We start from the raw sequence: 19178 nt of genomic DNA, 5'->3' as shown, positions 1-19178 counted from the left end.
CAGCCGTCGGAGACGATGTGGTGCATCGTCATGAGCAGCAGGTGCTCCCGCTCCGCGAGGCGCAGGAGTCCCGCGCGCAGCAGCGGTCCCTGCGCCAGGTCGAACGGGGCCCGGGCCTCTTCATTCGCCCGGCGCTGGGCTTCTTCCTCCCGAAGGCCCGGCTCCAGCGCGCGCAGGTCGTCCACCTTCAGCGGGAACGTCGTGGCGGCGCTGATGATCTGCACGGGCCGGCCGTCGCGGGCGCGGAAGGTGGTGCGCAGGGACTGGTGCCGACGCACCAGCTCCGTGAAGGCCCGCTGGAGGGCCTCCGCGTTCAGCGCGCCTTCCACCCGCAGCGCGGCGGGCATGTTGTAGAGCGGCAGGTTCGGCTGGAGTTGATCCAGGAACCACAGCCGCTGCTGCGCGAAGGACACCGGCGCTTCGATGGCGCGCGGCGCGATGGTCGCGGCCATGCCCTTGCGCGCCGTCGTGGCTAGACGTCCCTGGAGCCGCTGGGCCAGTCCCTCCACGGTGGGGGACTCGAACAGCTCGCGCAGCGGGACCTCCAGCCGCAGGGCGGTGCGCAGGCGCGATGCCACCTGCGTGGCCAGCAGTGAGTGGCCTCCCAACGCGAAGAAGTTGTCCGTCACGCCCAGGCGCGGCACGCCGAGCACCTGCGAGAACACGTCCGCCAGCGTCTGCTCCAGCGGCGTGCGGGGCGCGATGAAGGGCGCTTCGCCGCGCAGGCTGTCCGCGTCCGGCGCGGGCAGCATGCGGCGGGCGAGCTTGCCGCTGGGCGTGAGCGGCAGGGCCTCCAGCCGCAGCAGCGCGGAGGGCACCAGGTACTCCGGCAGTCGGCTCGCGAGCTGCCGACGCAGGGCCTCCGGGTCCCAGGCCGCGTCGGCCGGGAGGACCACGTAGCCCACGAGTCGCTTGTCTCCGGCCACGTCCTCGCGCACCACCGCGGCCGCGTCGCGCACGCCGGGCAGGCTTCGCAGGACGGCCTCCACCTCGCCGGGTTCCACGCGGAAGCCACGCACCTTGGCCTGCTGGTCGATGCGGCCCAGGAAGTCGAGCGTTCCGTCCGTCCGCCAGCGCGCGCGGTCGCCCGTGCGGTACAGCCTCGCGCCCGGGACGGGGGAGAACGCATCCGGCACCAGCTTCTCCGCCGTCAGCTCCGGGCGGCCGTGGTAGCCGGCCGTCACCTGGATGCCGGCGATGAGCAGCTCGCCCTGCACGCCCACGGGGCAGGGCTGGCCGCTCGCGTCCACGACGTAGAGCTGGGTGTCCGGCAGTGGGGCGCCGATGGAAGGCAGCCGCTCCCAGGTGGAAGGTGCACCTTGCAGTCGGTGCGCGCTGACGACGTGGCTCTCCGTGGGGCCGTATTGGTTCTCCAGTACGCAGTCCGGCAGGCGCTCGAAGAAGGACACCAGCGCGGGCGTCACCTGCAACTGCTCACCGGCCGTCACCACTTCCCGCAGGCGCTCCGGCAGCGGGGCTCCGTGCGCCACGGCATCCGCGAGCGACTGGAGCGCGACGAAGGGCAGGAAGAGCCGCTCCACGCCCTCGGTCGCCATGAGGCGCAGGAGCGCGGGCATGTCCCGGCGCACTCCCGCCGTGGGCACCACCAGCGTGCCGCCCGCGCTCCAGGTGGACAGCATCTCCTGGAAGGAGACGTCGAAGCTCAGCGACGCGAACTGCAACGTCGTGGCGTTCGCCTTCACCGAGCGCTGGCACTGCCAGTCCAGCATGTGCGACAGCGCGCGGTGCGACAGCTCCACGCCCTTGGGCCGCCCGGTGCTGCCCGACGTGTAGATGAGGTAGCAGGCCGACTCCAGCGGCACGTCCACGGGGGGCGCGTGCGTGGGCTGCGACGACACCGCGTCCAGCAGCAGCACCGCGACGTCCGGGCTCCTGGGCAGCGTGGCTTCCAGCGCCGCCTGGGTCAGCACCGCGCGGATGCCTGCGTCCTCGCGCATCAGCGCCAGCCGTTCGGCTGGATAGGTGGGATCGAGCGGCACGTAGGCCGCGCCTGCCTTGAGGATGCCGAGCACGCCCGCCGCCATCTCCAGCGATCGCTCCACGCACAGCCCTACGCGGTCCCCGGTGCGCACGCCCAGCTCGCGCAAGTCGTGGGCGACCTGATTGGCCTGTCGCTCCAGTTGGGCATACGTGAGGTGCTGGCCTTCGAATTTCACCGCAACGGCCTCCGGCGTGCGCGCGGCCTGGGCCTCGACGCGGCCGTGGACCGTGGTCGTCACGGGGATTGCGGGACGGGTGTTCCAGTCCACCAACACCTGCTGCCGCTCCGTCTGGGACAGGAGCGACAGCGTGGACAGGCGCTGCTCGGGCCGGGCCACCGCGTCCTTGAGGAGCGCGTGCAGGTGCGTGACCAGCCGCTCGGCCGTGGCCGCTTCGTACAGGTCGGTGCGGTACTCCAGCGCGCCACGGACGCCCTGGGGTGACTCGCTCAGCGTGAAGGTGAAGTCGAACTTCGCGGTGCCGCTGTCCAGCTCCAGCAGCTGCATCTGGAGGCCCGGCACGGTCAGTTCCGCCGACGGCGTGTTGAGCATCACCAGCGCCACCTGGAAGAACGGCGTGCGCTCCGGCATGCGCGGCGGCTGGAGCGCTTCCACCAGCTTCTCGAAGGGCACGTCCTGATGCGCGAACGCACCGAGCGTGACGTCCTTCACCCGGCCCAGCAGCTCGCGGAAGGTGGGGTCGCCGTCCAGCTTCGTGCGCATCACCAGCGTGTTGACGAAGAAGCCGACCAGTCCCTCCATCTCCGACTGCGTGCGGCCCGCGACAGGCGCGCCCACGCAGATGTCGTCCTGGCCCGAGTAGCGCGACAGGAGCGTCTGGAGGCCCGCGAGCAGGCCCATGAACAGCGTGGAGCCTTCACGCTGGCAGAGCGAGCGCAGCGACTGCACCAGCTCCAGCGGCAGCTCCACCTCCAGCCACGTGCCCGGGTTGCGGGTGTCCGCGGTGCGCGGGTGGTCCGTGGGCAGGTCCAGCGCGGGAGGCGCGTCCTCCAACTGCTTGCGCCAGTAGTCGACCTGCGCCTCCAGCACGTCCCCGCGCAGCCACTCGCGCTGCCAGGCGGAGTAGTCCGCGTACTGGATGGGCAGCTCCGGCAGCGGCGAGGGCCGTCCCGCGAGCCGCGCCTCGTACAGCGCGACCATTTCGTGGATGAGCACGGCGATGGACCAGCCGTCCGAGATGATGTGGTGCATCGTGACGAGCAGCAGGTGTTCGTGCTCCGCGAGCCGCAAGAGGCGCGTGCGCAACAGCGGCCCTTGCGACAGGTCGAAGGGCTGACGGGCTTCGTCCTTCGCCCTCAGTCCCGCCTCTTCCTCGCGTTCCGCGAGGGGCAGGTGCTCCAGCGATTCGACCGACAGCGTCCACGGCGCGGGGGGCGCGAAGACCTGGGCGGCCGTGCCGTCAATCACCTGGAAGGTGGTGCGCAGCACCTGATGCCGGCGCACCAGCTCCGTGAAGGCCTCGGTGAGCGCGGTGACGTCCAGCACGCCCTCCAGGCTCAGCGCGGCGGGCATGTTGTAGAGCGCGCTGCCCGGTTGGTACTGGTCCAGGAACCACAGCCGCTGCTGCGCGAAGGACAGCTCGGCGGACGTGACGCCGGGGCGTGCGGTGATGGCGGGCGGGCGGGGCGCGCGGTTCGCTTCGGGCACGCGGTCCTCGATGCGGCGGGCGAGCGTCTCCACCGTGGGGTGGTCGAACACCTCGCGCAGCCGCACGTCCACGCCCAGGCCGGTGCGCAGGCGCGACGTCACCTGCGTGGCCAGCAGCGAGTGGCCTCCCAGGTCGAAGAAGCTGTCGGTGATGCCGACGTGGGCCAGGCCCAGCACCTGCGCGAAGATGCCCGCCAGCGTCTGCTCCAGCGGCGTGCGGGGCGTGATGAGGAGTGCCCCGCCGCGCAGGCTGTCCACGTCCGGCGCGGGCAGCAGCCGGCGCACCAGCTTGCCCGTGGGCATCACCGGCAGCGCGTCCAGGCGCATCAGCGCGGTGGGCAGCATGTACTCCGGCAGTCGCCGTCCCAGGGCCTGCCGCAGGGCCTCCGGTTCCCACGCGGTGTCCGGCTGGAGCACCACGTAGCCCACGAGCCGCTTGTCGCCGGGCACGTCCTCACGCACCAGCGCCGCCGCCGCGCGCACGCCCGGCACGTCGCGCAGGGCCGCTTCCACTTCTCCCAGTTCGATGCGGAAGCCCCGCACCTTCACCTGACTGTCGAGCCGACCGAAGAACTCGATGGCGCCGTCCTCGCGCCAGCGGGCGCGGTCTCCAGTGCGGTACAGCCGCGCGCCGGCTTCTCCGGAGAGGCCATCCGGGACGAACTTCTCCGCGGTCAGCTCCGGGCGCTCGTGGTAGCCGAGCGCCACCTGGGGGCCTCCGACCATCACCTCGCCGGGGACGCCGGCGGGGCAGGGGCGGCCGGTGGGATCCACGATGTACAGCCGCGTGCCGGGCACGGGCATTCCCACCGGGGGCAGCCGCTCCCAGGTGTTCGGCGGGCCGCGCAGGCGGTAGGCGCTGACGACGTGCGCTTCGGACGGGCCGTACTGGTTCTCCAGTGTGCAGTGGGGCAGCCGTTCGAAGAGGGCCACGAGCGCGGGCGTCACCTGCAACTGCTCACCGGCCGTCACCACCTCCACCAGCCGCTTCGGCACGGGCGCGCCGTGGGCCACGGAGTCCGCCATCGTCTGCAACGCGATGAAGGGCAGGAAGAACCGCTCCACGCCGTGACGGTCCATGAAGGCCAGCAGCGCCGGCATGTCCTGACGGGTCTCCGACGTGGGCACCACGATGGAGGCGCCCACGGACCAGGACGTGAACATCTCCTGATAGGTGATGTCGAAGTTGAGCGACGCGAACTGCAACGTGACGGCGTCCACCTTGGGCGAGCGCTGGCGCGTCCACGCCACCACCCAGGACAGCGTGCGGTGCGCGACCGCGATGCCCTTGGGACGGCCGGTGCTGCCGGACGTGTAGATGATGTAGCAGAGCGAGTCCGGCCAGATGGCGGACGGCGGCGCATGGGACGGCAGGGCGGCGAAGGTCGCGGCCTCCGTGTCCATGCACACCACGCGCGCATCCGTCGCGGGAATCCTGGGGAGGATCCATGACTGGGTGAGCACCACCTGCGAGCCCGAGTCCTCCAACATCAGGGACAGGCGCTCCGCCGGATAGGCCGGATCCATGGGGACGAAGGCCGCGCCCGACTTGAGGACGCCCAGCACGCTCACCACCATCTCCAGCGACCGCTCCAGGCACAGCGCGATCCGGTCTCCCGGACGCACGCCGCTGTCGCGCAGGTGCCACGCGAGCTGGTTCGCGCGGCGGTCCAGCTCCGCGTACGTGAGGGCCTGGCCTTCGAAGAGGGCCGCCACGGCGTCGGGCGTGCGGCGGGCCTGGGCCTCGAAGGACTCGTGCACCAGCGGTTCGGGGGGGCCGTCGAACGCGGTGGTGCTCCAGTCCACGAGGACGCGCTGGCGCTCGGCGTCGCTCAGGAGGTTGAGCTCGGAGAGGCGGCGCTCGGGGTTCGCGACCGCGTCCTCCAGGAGCACGCGCAGGTGCTCCATCATCCGCGCGGCGGTGGTCGCCTCGAAGAGGTCGCTGCGGTACTCGAAGGCGACCTGGAGTCCTCGCGGCGTTTCGGTGAAGACGAGGGTGAAGTCGAACTTGGACGTGCCGCTGTCCACGTCCACCGTGCGGAAGGTGAGGCCCGGGCCGGTCAGCTCCGCCATCGGCGTGTTGAGCAGCACCAGCGTCACCTGGAAGAAGGGCGTGTGGCCCGCCTGCCGGGGCGGTTGCAGCGCTTCGACCAGCTTCTCGAAGGGCACGTCCTGGTGCGCGTACGCGCCCAGCGTCACGGCCTTCACCCGGCGCAGCAGCTCCATGAAGGTCGGGTCGCCGTCCAACTGCGTGCGCAGCACCAGCGTGTTGACGAAGAAGCCGATGAGCCCCTCGGTCTGCGGCTGGTTGCGGCCGGCGATGGGCGCGCCGATGCTGACGTCGTCCTGGCCCGTGTAGCGCGACAGCAGCGCCTGGAGGCCCGCGAGCAGGCCCATGAAGAGCGTGCCCTTCTCGCGGCGGCACAGGGCCCGCAGGCCCTGCATCAGCGCGTGCGGGAACACCTCCCGGTGCGTGGCGCCGGGGTTGCTCGTGTCACCGGTGCGCGGGTGGTCGGTGAGCAGCTCCAGCGCGGGAGGGGCACCGTCCAGCTGCTTGCGCCAGTAGTCGACCTGCTTGTCCAGCAGGGCGCCCTGGAGCCAGTCGCGCTGCCAGACGGCGTAGTCGGCGTACTGGATGGGCAGCTCCGGCAGCGGCGAGGGCCGGCCGGCGGTGAAGGCTTCATAGAGGGTGACGGCTTCACGGATGAGCACGCCGATGGACCAGCCGTCGGAGACGATGTGGTGCATCGTGACGAGCAGCAGGTGTTCGCGCTCCGCGAGGCGCAGCAGGCGGGTGCGCAGCAGGGGGCCTCGCGACAGGTCGAACGGGGCGCGGGCCTCCTCGCGGACGCGGAGCAGGGCTTCGGCTTCGCGCTCGGCGGCGGGCCAGTCGCGCAGGTCCTCGACCTCCAGGGTGGAGTCCGCGGTGGGCGCGATGACCTGGATGGGGTCGCCGTCCTGGACCGCGAAGGCGGTGTGCAGCGCTTCGTGGCGGAGCATCACCTCCGCGAAGGCGCGGCCCAGCGCGGACACGTCCAGCGTGCCCTCCAGCCGCATCGCGGACGGGATGTTGTAGAGCGCGCTGCCGGGTTCGTACTGGTCCAGGAACCACAGGCGCTGCTGCGCGAACGACAACGGCAGCGTCCCAGTGCGGGGCACGCGCTGGATGGACTGCGAGCCCGGGGAGGAGGCGGCGGGACGCGCAGGGGCCGCCGGTTGTGTGGATCCGCTCGGGGCAACCTGCTGCGGTGAGGATTGCGCAGGGACACTCGGCTGTGGGGTGCGGGCCGTGGCGCCTTGCGGAGTGACTGTGTGTGCAGCGGCTCCGGTCAGGAGCGTGGATTGGGCGGGGCCACTCGGCAGCGGCGAGGACTTCGGTGCAGCGGCATCCGTCGTCGACGCGGGGCGTGTGCTCACGCCTGGAACCGAAGCCGGGGGCGGTGCGCTGCGGGCCGGCGTGAGCAGCTCCACCTCACCGTCCGAGCGATAACGCGCCCGAGCGCCAGTGCCGTACAGCCGCGCGCCCGTGCCTTCCGGTGACGCCGGCAGGCGCGTCTGGGTCAACTCCGGGGCCTTCCAGAAACCGAGCGGCACGGCATCCCCGCCCAGGAACAGCTCCCCCACCACGCCCACCGGAGCACGCCGACCGGCGGCATCCAGCACGAAGCGCGGCCCTGGCGTCGTGGTCTCCCGGGCTCCAGGAAGCAGCGACACGGGCGAGACAATCCGCGCGGAGGTGGCGCGCTGGAGCGCGCGCGCGAGGTCCGGCGACAGGCCCTCCGCGTCGTCCAGCACCAGCGTCCGCACCTGCCCCAACACGCCGGCCGCATCCGGCATCTCCGCGAGCGTCCGCGCGATCTCGAACGAGCCGCGCAGGTGCACCGACGGCCCCATGCGCAGCAGGCGCGCGAGCATCCCTGCCCGGTCCTCTTCGACGGGCGCGGCGTCCGTCATGGGCGCGGTGTGTTCCTGGCTCTGGCGGCGCAACACGTCCAGGTGCCGCAGCCCCTCCAGGGTGATCTCCGGGGCGATGCCGAAGTCGATGAGGCAGGCCACCTCGTCCACGTCGGCCTGTCGCAGTTGCTCCACGCGGGCCGCCAGCGAATCCGGCGTGCCGAACAGGCCGCCCGACTCCAGGTATCGCGACACGCCCTGCTCCAGGAGCACATCCATGTCCTGGGGCGTAAGCGAGCGCACGTCGAAGCCCGGGCCCTGGCTGGCCACGAGTCCGTTCACCAGCTCCACCGAGCTGCGGAAGTAGCGCAGCAGCGGCTCACGCGCCTGGCGCTTCACGTCCTCGCGGCTGGAGGTGACGAAGGTGTGGAGCATCAACACGACGTGGCCGCGGCCGGGGTGGCCCGCCTTGCGCCGGGCCTCGCGGTAGATGGCGATCTTCCGCTCCAGCTCCACGAAGTCCTGGCCCAGGCCCAGCACGTTGGTGAGCAGGCCCGTGCCCAGCTCGCCCGCGAGCCGGAAGGTCTCCGGGTTGAAGGCGGCGGTGATCCACACCGGCAATTCCGCCTGCACCGGGCGGGGACGGATGGCGAGGTCCACCTCCACGCCCGCGCCGTTGGTGCGGCGCACCGTGCCGCCCTTCCACAGCTTGCGTACCTCCTCCACGCCCCGACGCACGGCCTCCGGACGCTGGTGGAAGTTCTGCGGCGCGAAGACGAAGTCGTTCGCGTTCCAGCCCGTGGCGAAGGACACGCCCGCGCGGCCGTTGGAGAGGTTGTCGATGACCGACCACTCCTCCGCGACGCGCAGCGGATCATGCAGCGGCAGCACGACGCTGCCCGCGCGGATGGACACCCGCTCGGTCACCATGGCCAGCGCGGCGCTGGTGGCGGTGGGGCTGGGGTAGGGGCCCCCGAAGTCGTGGAAGTGGCGCTCCGGCGTCCAGACGGCGCTGAACCCATGGGCGTCCGCGAACTTCGCGCCGTCGATGAGCAACTGGTACTTCTTCCGCCCCGAGGCCTCCGCGTCATTGGCGAAGTAGAAGAGGCTGAAGTCCAGGGCCCGCTTCGTGGCGGTGCCCGTCCGACGTGACTCCTCTCGGAATTCGGCGCGCGAGGGCAGCACCACCGGAAGCCCACGGGACAGGGCCCACAGCAGCTCCAGGCCCGCCGGATCCGAATCCGCATCCGACGTGCTCAGCCACAGCTCGCCCGGCCGTGACTCCACGCGCGCATCCAGCGCGGCGAGGCGGTGGACGAGGTTGCGGTGGCTCAGCATCACGCGGGGACGCGACAGGTCCGTGCCTTCGCGCACAAGGCACGCGAGGCCGTCCACGGCCACTTCCGGCCCGTGTGCCCCTGGCGCGGCGCCTCCGGCCGAAGCGTCCTCCACGCGGAGGACGGACGCGGACACACCGGACGGAAGGGTGAGCGTTGCGTCGGTCACGACCAGGAGCGGGCCGCCCTCGTGTCCGAATGACGCCAGCTCCCCGAGCCCGTCACGCGACACCAGCGCATACGCGCCCCCGGCCGCCAGCACACCCCACAGCGCGACGGCGCGCTCGGGAGACGGCTCCACGCACACGGCGACCGGAACGCCCGGCCCCACGCCTCGCGCCCGCAGTTGAGCCGCGAGCGCCAGTGCCTTCTGCCGCAGGGCCCGCCACGACAGGACCCGCTCGTGCTGCCCCACGGCCATCGCGTCCGGTGTCTGCTCCGCGCGGGACGCGAGCAGGGCCGGCAGCGACCCGTTTCCGGAGACGCGGACCTCGGTGCTCCGTGCGCGCACGGGCATCGCGTCCAGCGACAGCCGGGACAGCGGCTTCGTGGGCGAGGCGACGGCGTCGGAGAGCAGGGCCTGCAACTGGGACAGCAGCCGCGCGATGGTCTCCGCGTCGAACAAATCGACGGCGTACTCCAGCGTCCCGGAGAAGCCCCGGGCGTCCTCCCGCATCAACATCGTGAGGTCCGCGAGCGACGTGCCGTACTGCGCGGGCAGCTCGGTGACGTCGTAGTAGACCAGCCGCAGGCCGGGGAAGTCCTCGATGGGCGCGGACACGCTCTCCGCGTGCAGCAGGAAGATGGCGTCGAAGAGGCGGCCCAGCCGGTGCTCCTCTCCGGGCTCCAGCTCCCCCAGCAACTGCTCATAGGGCACGTCCGGGTTCGCGAAGGCCCCGAGCGTGGTGTCGCGCACCCGCATCGCGAGCGTGCGGAAGTCCGGATCCCCCGCGGCGCTCGTGCGTAGCGCCAGCGCGTGCGCCACGTAGCCGATCTGCGGCTCCAGCTCCGGCCGCGTCCGGTTGCCGATGGACGTGCCCACCAGGATGTCGTCCTGCCCCGAGCACCGGGCCAGGAGCGCCGTGAAGCCGGCGAGCAGCGTCATGTACCCCGTGAGCCCCTCCCGCTGGCTGAACGCGTTCAGCGCGACGCTCAGCTCCTCCGAGAAGGTGAACGCGTGCCGCGCCCCGCGCCGCTTCGCACCGGGGATGCGCGGGCGGTCCAACGGCAGGGACAGGGCCCCCGGACGTCCCGCGAGCTGGCGTCGCCAGTACACCTGCTGATCCGCGAGCGTGCCGTCGGCGAGCACCTGCCGCTGCCAGAGCGTGAAGTCGATGTACTGGATGGACAGCTCCGGCAGCGGCACGGTCACGCCGTGCACGAAGCCGGTGTAGAGGGCCAGCGCCTCGCGAATGAGGTTCACCAGCGACAGCGTGTCCGCGACGATGTGATGGATGGTCACGAGCAGCACGTGCTCCGTGTCCGCCATCCGCAGCAGGCTCACGCGCACGAGCGGGCCTCGGTCCAACTGGAACGGCGCCGCCGGCTCCAGACGCGCGCGCCGCAGGGCCTCCGCCTCCAGGTCCCCGGCGAAGCCGCGCAGGTCCACCACGGGAATGGAGATGCGCACCTCGGGCAGCAGGCGCGGCACACCCTGGCCGTTCACGTCCACGAAGACGGTGCGCAGGGATTCGTGGCGGCGGATGACCTCGTTGACGCCGCGCTCCAGCAGGTCCGGGCGCAGCGCACCGGAGATGCGGACCGCGAGCGGTTCGTTGAACAGCGAGCTGCCCGGCTCCCGGGCCCCCATCTCCCAGACGCGCTCCTGCACGTACGACAGGGGCAGGGGCTCCTTGCGGGGCCAGGGCTGGATGGCCGCTGCCGCCGCAGCCGGAGCTTCCCCTTCATCCGTGCCGAGCAAGCCCTCCGCCTGGAGTCGCGCTTCGATGCGCTCCGCGAGGCCCGCCACGGTGGGCGCCTCGAACAGGTCGCTCAAGGGGACCTGCGTGCGGAACGTTTCACGCAGCCGTGTGAGCAGCTGCGCCGCCATGAGCGAGTTGCCGCCCAGGTCGAGGAAGTTGTCGTCCAGCCCGATGTCCGCGATGCCCAGCCGCTCGCGCCACAGCTCCATCAGCCGTTGCTCGATGTCGCTCAGGCCGGAGGGCGCGGCCACGACGGCCACCGGGGCCACGGGCTCCACCGCAGGCGACGGCGCGACCGCGACCGGGGAAGCGACCTCCGGCAGGGGCAGCGCGGGCCGGACGTCCACCGTGATGCGGACGGTCTCGAACGGGTAGCCCGGCAGGGAGATGCGGCGGCGGGGACCGTGGGCGTGCAGGGCCTCCCAGTCCACGCTCGCGCCCAGGCGCCACAGTGTGCCCACGGACTCCAGCAGGGTCTGGAGATCGGACGTGGAGGTGCCCGCGCGGCGCAGCGAGGACACGGCCACGGAGTCCGGCGCCGTGCGCAGCCGCAGCCGTGCGAGCGAGGTGAGGCCCTGATCCGGCCCGGCCTCGATGAGCAGGCCATGGCCGGATTGCAGCAGCGCCTCCAGGCCGGCGCCGAAGCGCACCGGCTCCCGCATCTGCCGCGCCCAGTAGCGAGGCGAGGTGGCTTCCTCCGGACGGATCCACGTGCCGGTGAGGCTGGACACATAGGGCACGGCCGGGGCCTTCAGCGTGAGGCCCGCGACGGCCCGCTCCAGCTCGGGCATCAGCGGCTCCACGGCGCGCGAGTGGAACGCATGCGACGCGGGCAGCCGCACCACGCCCACGCGCCGCCCCACGAGCGTGCGCTCCAACGCGGCCAGCGGTTCCAGCGGCCCGGACACCGTGCACCGGTCCGGACCGTTGAGGGCGGCGATCTCCAGTGAGTCGGAGAGCAGCGGACGGACGTCCTCCGCGGACAGGCCCACCGCGAGCATCCCGCCCGCGGGCAGCCGCGACATCAGCTCGCCCCGCACCACGGACAGCCGCAGCGCGTCCTCCAGCGGCAGCACGCCCGCGACGCAGGCCGCCGCGTACTCACCGAAGCTGTGCCCCAGCAGGGCGCCAGGCTTGAACCCCAGCCCCATCCACCACCGCGCGAGCGAGACCTCCACGGCCAGCAACGCGGGCAGCGCGAAGCGGGGCTCCGCGAGGGCCGCCTCCGCACGGGCCTCTTCTCCGGCGGACGGGAACAGCACGGACTTGAGGTCCTGTGTCAGCCCCATGGACGGCAGCAGCGCGAGGCAGGCCTCCAGCTCCTGTCGGAAGCGGGGCTCGGTGTCGAACAGCTCGCGGGCCATCCCCACGGACTGCGCACCCTGACCCGGGAAGAGGAAGGCCACGCGCTGCGACGGCGGAGCCTCCACGTCGCGCACGGTGGACGTCGTGCCGGGCTTGCGAAGGGCCTCCACGAGTCCGGTGACGTCCTCCGCGACCACCGTGCGGCGCACCTCGAAGCCCTTGCGCCCCACGTTGCGCGTGAAGGCCACGTCCGCGAGCTCCACGTCGGAGCGGGCTTCCACCGCGTCGGCCAGCTCGCGCGTCACCGTCTCCAGCGCGGCGGGCGTGCGGGCGGACAGCGTGACGAGCTGCCGTGAACGACGTCCTCCGGAGACGGGTTCGCGCGCGGGCGCTTCTTCCAGCACCACGTGCGCGTTGGTGCCACCGATGCCGAACGAGCTGACGGCCGCGCGGCGGGGCCCGCCGGTGCGCTCCCACGGGCGCAGGGTGGTGTTCACGAAGAAGGGGCTGCGCTCGAAGTTGATCTCCGGGTTGGGCTGCTCGAAGTGGAGGCTGGGGGGAAGCTCGCCGTGGTGCAGGGCGAGGGCGGCCTTGATGAGGCCGGCGATGCCCGCCGCCGTGTCCAGGTGCCCGATGTTCGTCTTCACCGACCCCAACGCGCAGTAGCCCGTGCGCTGCGTGTGCGCCCTGTACGCCCGCGTGAGGGCCGCCACTTCGATGGGGTCGCCCAGCGAGGTGCCGGTGCCGTGCGCCTCCACGTACTCCACGCTGTCCGCGTCCACGCCCGCCGCCGCGAGCGCCCGGGAAATCACCTGGCTCTGCCCCTGGATGCTGGGCGCGGTGTAGCTGACCTTGGCCGCCGCGTCGTTGTTGAGCGCGGAGCCCTTGATGACCGCGTACACGCGATCCCCGTCCCGCACGGCGTCGTCGAGCCGCTTGAGCACCACCACGCCCAGGCCGCTGCCCAGCACAGTGCCCCGGGCCTTCGCGTCGAACGCGCGGCAGTGGCCATCCGGCGAAAGGATCATCCCCTCCTGGAAGAGGTAGCCCGTGCGCTGCGGCAGGGACACCTTCACCGCGCCCGCCAGCGCCAGGTCCGACTGCCGGGTGCGCAGGCTCTGGCAGGCCAGATGCACCGTGACGAGCCCGGTGGAGCACGCCGTGAAGACGTTGAGGCTCTCTCCGCCGAGCTTCAGCTTGTAGGCCGTCTTGGTGGCCACGTTCTCGCCGCCGGTCGTCCCCAGCGCCTCGAACAGGGAGGCTGGGTCCTTGCGCGTCTGTCCCAGGAGCGACAGCAGGTGCACGTTGGAGCTGCCCGCGCCCGCGTACAGCGAGACGGGCTCGGAGAGGCGCTCCGCGTCGTAGCCCGCGTCCTCCAGGGCGTTCCACGCGCACTGGAGGAACAAGCGCTGCTGCGGATCCATCCACTGCGCCTCGCGCGGGGACAGGCCGAAGAACGCTGCATCGAAGCCGTCCGCCTCCTCCAGCACGCCGCCCGCCGGCACGAAGTCGGGATGGTCGCGCAGCGCGTCCGGGAACAGCGGGGAGGGCTCCAGCTCCTCCTTGGTGAAGCGCGTGATGGACTCCACGCCCTCGCGCAGGTTGCGCCAGAACGCGTGCACGTCCGGAGCGCCGGGGAAGCGGCCCGCCATGCCGATGATGGCGATGTCGCCGGAGTCCTTCCCGGACGCCTCACGGGGTACTTCCGGGCGGGGCGTGGGACGGGGCGCGCTGGCCTCGCGCTCCAGCCTCGCGGCGAGCTGCGCGACCGTCGGGTGTTCGAAGAAGTGGGTGACGGGGATGTCCAGGCCCAGGGCCTCGCGAAGCTGCGTGCTGGCCTTCACCACCAGGAGCGAACCGCCGCCCAGGTCCTCGAAGAAGTGCGCGTGCAGGCCCACGCTCGGCACGTCGAGCACGCGCGCCCAGACCTCGGCGATGCGCTGCTCCATCGCGGTACCGGGCGTGGCGACGGGGGCGTCCGACGCGGGTTGCGCGGGTGTGGGCGCGGGCAGGGCGTCGCGGTCCAGCTTGCCGCCCGGGGTGAGGGGCAGCGCGTCCATCCGCACGAAGGAGGAAGGCACGAAGGCATCGGGCAGTCGCTCCTTGAGGAAGCGGCGCACGGCCGGAATCTCCAGGGATTCATCCGCCACCATCCAGGCGCGGAGCTGGGTCTCGCCCGCGACTTCGCGTGGGAGCACCACCGCCTGACGCACGCCCGGGACCTGGGCCAGCGCGGCCTCCACCTCACCCAGCTCGACGCGGATGCCGTGCACCTTCACCTGGGCATCGCGGCGGCCCAGGAACTCCAGGCGGCCATTGGACAGCGTGCGCACGCGGTCTCCCGTGCGGTACAGCCGGGCGCCGGGCTCTTGGGAGAACGGGTCGGGCACGAAGCGCTCGGCGGTGAGCGCGGGCCGCTCCAGGTAGCCGCGCGCCACGCCCACGCCTCCCACGTACAGCTCTCCCGGCACGCCCACGGGCACGGGCTCACCGCGTCCATCGAGCACGAACATGCGCACGCCAGGGATGGCGCGGCCGATGGACGGACGCGTGGCGTCCACGTCCGGGTCCAGGGTCGCGCAGATGGTGATCTCCGTGGGGCCGTAGGCGTTGAGGAAGCGGCGGCCCGGCTTCCAGCGCGAGGCCAGCTCCGGCGTGCACGCCTCGCCCACGGACGCCACGACCTCCAGCAGCGGCAGCGCGGAGGGCTCCAGGGGCGCAAGCGACGTGGGCGTGGCGGTGACGGCGGTGATGCGCTCGGAGGCGAGCACCTGCTGCAACGGAGGCCCCGGCAGCAGCGACTCCGGCGGCGCGAGCACCAGCGTCGCGCCGGACAGGAGGGCGGCGAAGATCTCACCCACCGACGCGTCGAAGCCGATGGACGCCAGTTGCAGCAGCCGGCTGCCCGGACGCAGCTTGAGCGCGTCGCCCAGGGCGGAGGCGGTGTTGCACAGGCCGTGGTGCGCCAGCAGCGCGCCCTTGGGCGTGCCGGTGGAGCCGGAGGTGAAGATGACGTAGGCGAGGTGCGCGGGCGTGATGGCCGGCGCGGGTTCAGGAGGCAGGGGGGACCGCGCCTCCAGCGAAGCGCACTCCTCGTCGAGCAGCACCAGCAACTCACCCTGGGGCGCCAGCCGGTCCGCCAGCGCTTCGTTGCTCAACAGCACGGCCCCCCGTGCCTCGCGCAGCATCGCTTCCAGGCGCGCCGGGGGCTGTCCCGGATCCAACGGCAGGAAGGCGGCGCCCGCCTTGAGCACGCCGAACAGCGCCACCACCAGGTCAGGGGTGCGCTCCAACTGCACGCCGACGATTTGATCCGGACGGACGCCTGCCACGATGAGGTGCCGCGCGAGCTGGTTCGCGCGGGCGTCGAGCTGTGCGTACGTCAGCGTCGTTTCGCCCAGCGCGACGGCGATGGCCTCGGGCGTGGTCCGGGCCTGCGCCTCGAAGAGACGGTGCGCGAGGTCCGGGGCCACGGAGGGGCCGGTGGAGCGCCATGCCGCCATCACCTGTCGGCGGTCGTCCGGGGTCAGCAGGGGCAGGGCGGTGATGGCCTGCTCGGGGTGCGCGGCCGCGCCGACCAGCAGCGTGTCCAACTGCCCGAGCATCCGCGCGATGGTGTCCGCGTCGAAGAGGTCGGTGGCGTACTCGCACATCAGCTCCAGCCCGTTCCCGGAGTCGGTGACGGAGAGCGTCAGGTCGAGCTTGGTGGCGCCGGTGTCTCCGAGCGTGCTGCTCAGCGTGAGGCCGGGCAGGTGCACCGGGTGGGACGCGGCGTCCTGGAGGACGAGCTTCACCTGGAAGAGGGGCGCGTGCGCGAGGCTGCGCTCCGGATTGAGGCCGCGCACCATCGCGTCGAAGGGCAGGTCCTGGTGGGCCCACGCCTCCAGCGACGTGCGGTGGGCACGGCGCAGCAGCTCACGGAACGACGGCGCGCCGGAGAGGTCGCCACGCAGCGGAAGCTGGTTGACGAACAGGCCGACGATGCCCGCGGTCTCCGGCCGCGCGCGGTGCGCGGTGTCCACGCCCACCACCAGGTCTTCCTGGCCGGTGTAGCGGTGCAGCAGCACCTGGAAGCCCGCGAGCAGCGCCACGAAGGGCGTGGTGCCCTCGCGCGAAGCGAGTGTCTTCACCCGGTCCCAGGCCGCCTTCTCCAACCGGTGGGTCCGCTGGGCGCCCCGGTAGGACTGCACGCGGGGCCGGCGGCGATCGCCGGGAAGGTCGAGCACGGGCGGGGCTCCGGCCAGGTGCTCGCGCCACCAGCCGAGCAGGTCCTCCTGTCGCTCACCGCGCAGCCACGAGCGCTGCCACGACGCATGGTCGGCGTACTGGAGGGGCAGCTCGGGCAGGGTGGGGACGCGCCCGGCGGACAGCGCCGCGTAGGCCTCCGCCAGCTCCCGCAGCAGCACGCGCATGGACCAGCCGTCCGCGACCAGGTGATGCACGGTGAGCAGCAGCCAGTGCCGCGCGGGCTCCAGGCGCAGCAGCGTCACCCGGATCAGCGGGCCCCGGGCAAGGTCGAAGGGACGCCGGGCCTCTTCGTTCGCGAGCTTCCGGGCTTCGGCTTCGCGCGCATCGGCGGGAACCGAAGCGAGGTCCACGACGGGCAGCGACAGCTTCAGGTCCGCGAGGATGCGCTGGCCGGGCTCACCGCGCGTCTCCACGAACACGGTGCGCAGGGCTTCATGTCGCCGCACGAGGAACTGGAGGCCCTTCTCCAGCGCGGACACGTCGAGCGTCCCGTCCAGTCGGGACACGATGGGGACGTTGTAGAAGGCGCTGCCCGGCTCCAGGCGGTCCAGGAACCACAGGCGCTCCTGCGCGAAGGACAGCGGCATCGACTCCGTGCGGGGCACGCGAGTCGGCGCCGGACGCGAAGCGGACCCGGAGGCCGTCGCTTCGCGCACCAGCTCCGCCGCGCTCGCGCCGCGCAGCAGCGTCTCCATCGAAACGGGCACGCCCAGCGTCTGCTCCAGCGTGTGCGCCAGCTCCACCGCCGCCAGCGAGTCCAGCCCGTACTGCGTCAGTGGCACATCGACATCCAGGTCCTCGACGCGGGAGCCCAGTCGCGCTGCCACCCGTGCGAGCACGCGGGATTCCAGCTCCGAAGGTGGAGTGCGTGAGTCGGTTCCGCCCACCGGATCCGACGCCGATGCCCGTGCATCGGCCTTCTCCCCCTGCGCTTCGACCAACGCGAGCACGTGGGACTCCAGCTCCGAAGCCGAGGCGTGCGCATCGAACGCCTCCGTCCTCGCGCCCATACGCGATTCCAGCGCCGGGGCCGGAGGCGGTGCGTTCCGCTGCTCGGGTCCGGATGCGCGGCCCGCGGCAGGCCCGTGCGTCTCCGACTCGGGTGCACGCCACGCATGCAGCTCCCGCAGTCCTCCCGCGAGGAACGCCGCGCGCGTGGCCCGCCGCTGCACCTTGCCGCTGGACGTCTTCGGCAGGCTCCCGGACTCGATGAGCACCACTGCGTGGGGCATCACCTCATGCGTCTCCGCCAGCCGCCGACGGATGGCCCCCAGCAATTGCGCCGCGTCCCCATCCCACTTGCGCGGATCCACCTCCTGCACCACGACGAGCCGCTCCTCGCCGTCCACCTCGACGCCGAACGCCACGCCGCACCCGGGCCGCAGCGCGGGGTGGCTCTCCTCCACCACCACCTCCAGGTCCTGCGGGTACAGGTTCCGGCCCCGCAGGATGATCAGATCCTTGGCGCGGCCCGTGACGTACAGCTCCCCCGCGTCCAGGAACCCCAGGTCCCCGGTGCGCAGGAACGGCCCTTCCCCCGTGGCGATGCGCGCGCCGAAGACCCGCGCGGACTGCTCCGGCTGCCGCCAGTACCCCTGGGCCACGCTGGGCCCCTTCACCCAGATTTCGCCCACCTCGCCCGGCGCCAGCACCCGGCCCGACTCCGGCTCCACGACGAGCAGTCGCTGCTCAGGAAGCGTCGTGCCGCAGCCCACCAGCGTCCGGGGCTGCCGCGAGGGCGCCTTCGCCTGTCCCGACTCCAGCGCGGATGCGTCCACGTCGCGCAGGATGGGCGCTGCCTCCTTCGCGCCTCCGGAGACGATGAGCGTCGCTTCCGCCAGCCCGTAGCACGGGTAGAACGCCTCGCGGCGGAACCCGTGGGGCGCGAAGGCCTCCGTGAAACGCGCCAGCGTGTCCGGACGGATGGGCTCCGCGCCGCAGAACGCCACCTCCCAGCGGCTCAGGTCCAGGCCCTGGCGCTCGGCGGGCGGGATGCGCCGCACGCACAACTCGAACGCGAAGTTGGGGCCGCCGCTGATGGTGCCGCCGAAGCGGGTCAGCGCCTCCAGCCACGCGCGCGGGCGCTTGAGGAACGACAGCGGCGACATCAGCGCCGTGTGGAAGCCCTGCGCCAGCGGCACCAGCACGCCGCCGATGAGCCCCATGTCGTGGTACGGCGGCAGCCAGATGACGCCCACGCTGTCGTCGCGCGTCTGGAAGGCGCGGCGGATGGCGTCCAGGTTGTGCAGCAGGTTGCCGTGGCTCAGCATCACGCCCCGGGGTGTGCCCGTGCTGCCCGACGTGTATTGCAGGAAGGCCAGCGTGTCGGCCGTCACGTCCGGCCGCTTCCACGCCGCCTCGCCGCCCGCCTCCAACGCGTCCGTCGCCACCCACTTCAGCGCGCGCAATTCCGGCGCGTCCGTGAAGAGGAACTCCGCCATCGACAGGATGACGGAGGTGGTGAGCACCACCGTGGCCCCCGAGTCCGCGATGAGCGCGCGCAGGCGGGGCAGGGTGCGCTCCAGCCGCGAGGGATCCGGCGGGTACGCGGGCACCGCCACCAGCCCTGAACACACGCACCCGAAGAAGCCCGCCAGGTAGTCCGCGCCCGGCGGGTAGAGCAGGACCGCGCGCTCCCCCTGGGTGGCAAGAGCCTGGAGCGCGGCGGCGATGCGGTGGGCGTGCGAGGCCAGTCCACCCTGCGTGAGGGTCACCTCCGCGTCGTCCTCCAGGAACGTGTAGAGGCGCTGGTCCGGACGACGCGTGCTTCGCTCTTCGAGGAGATCGATCAGGGTCACGGGCAT

At 72.3% G+C, this 19178-nt stretch carries 1 protein-coding gene (only partly in view); it reads right to left on the bottom strand.

Annotation, left to right across the window (positions count from 1 at the left end; genetic code table 11):
- On the bottom strand, positions 1-19178 hold the 5' portion of the coding sequence (locus tag D7Y13_RS05305) for a non-ribosomal peptide synthase/polyketide synthase (RefSeq protein ID WP_120582890.1). Its footprint begins 9937 nt before the window's first position; only the first 19178 of its 29115 coding nucleotides appear in the window; it begins with the start codon at positions 19176-19178; the stop codon falls past the left edge of the window.

The organism is Corallococcus praedator, assembly GCF_003612125.1.
Classification (GTDB): Bacteria; Myxococcota; Myxococcia; order Myxococcales; family Myxococcaceae; genus Corallococcus; species Corallococcus praedator.
The sequence above is the reverse complement of the archived record's forward strand: the minus strand, read 5'-3'. Positions and strand labels throughout refer to the sequence as shown.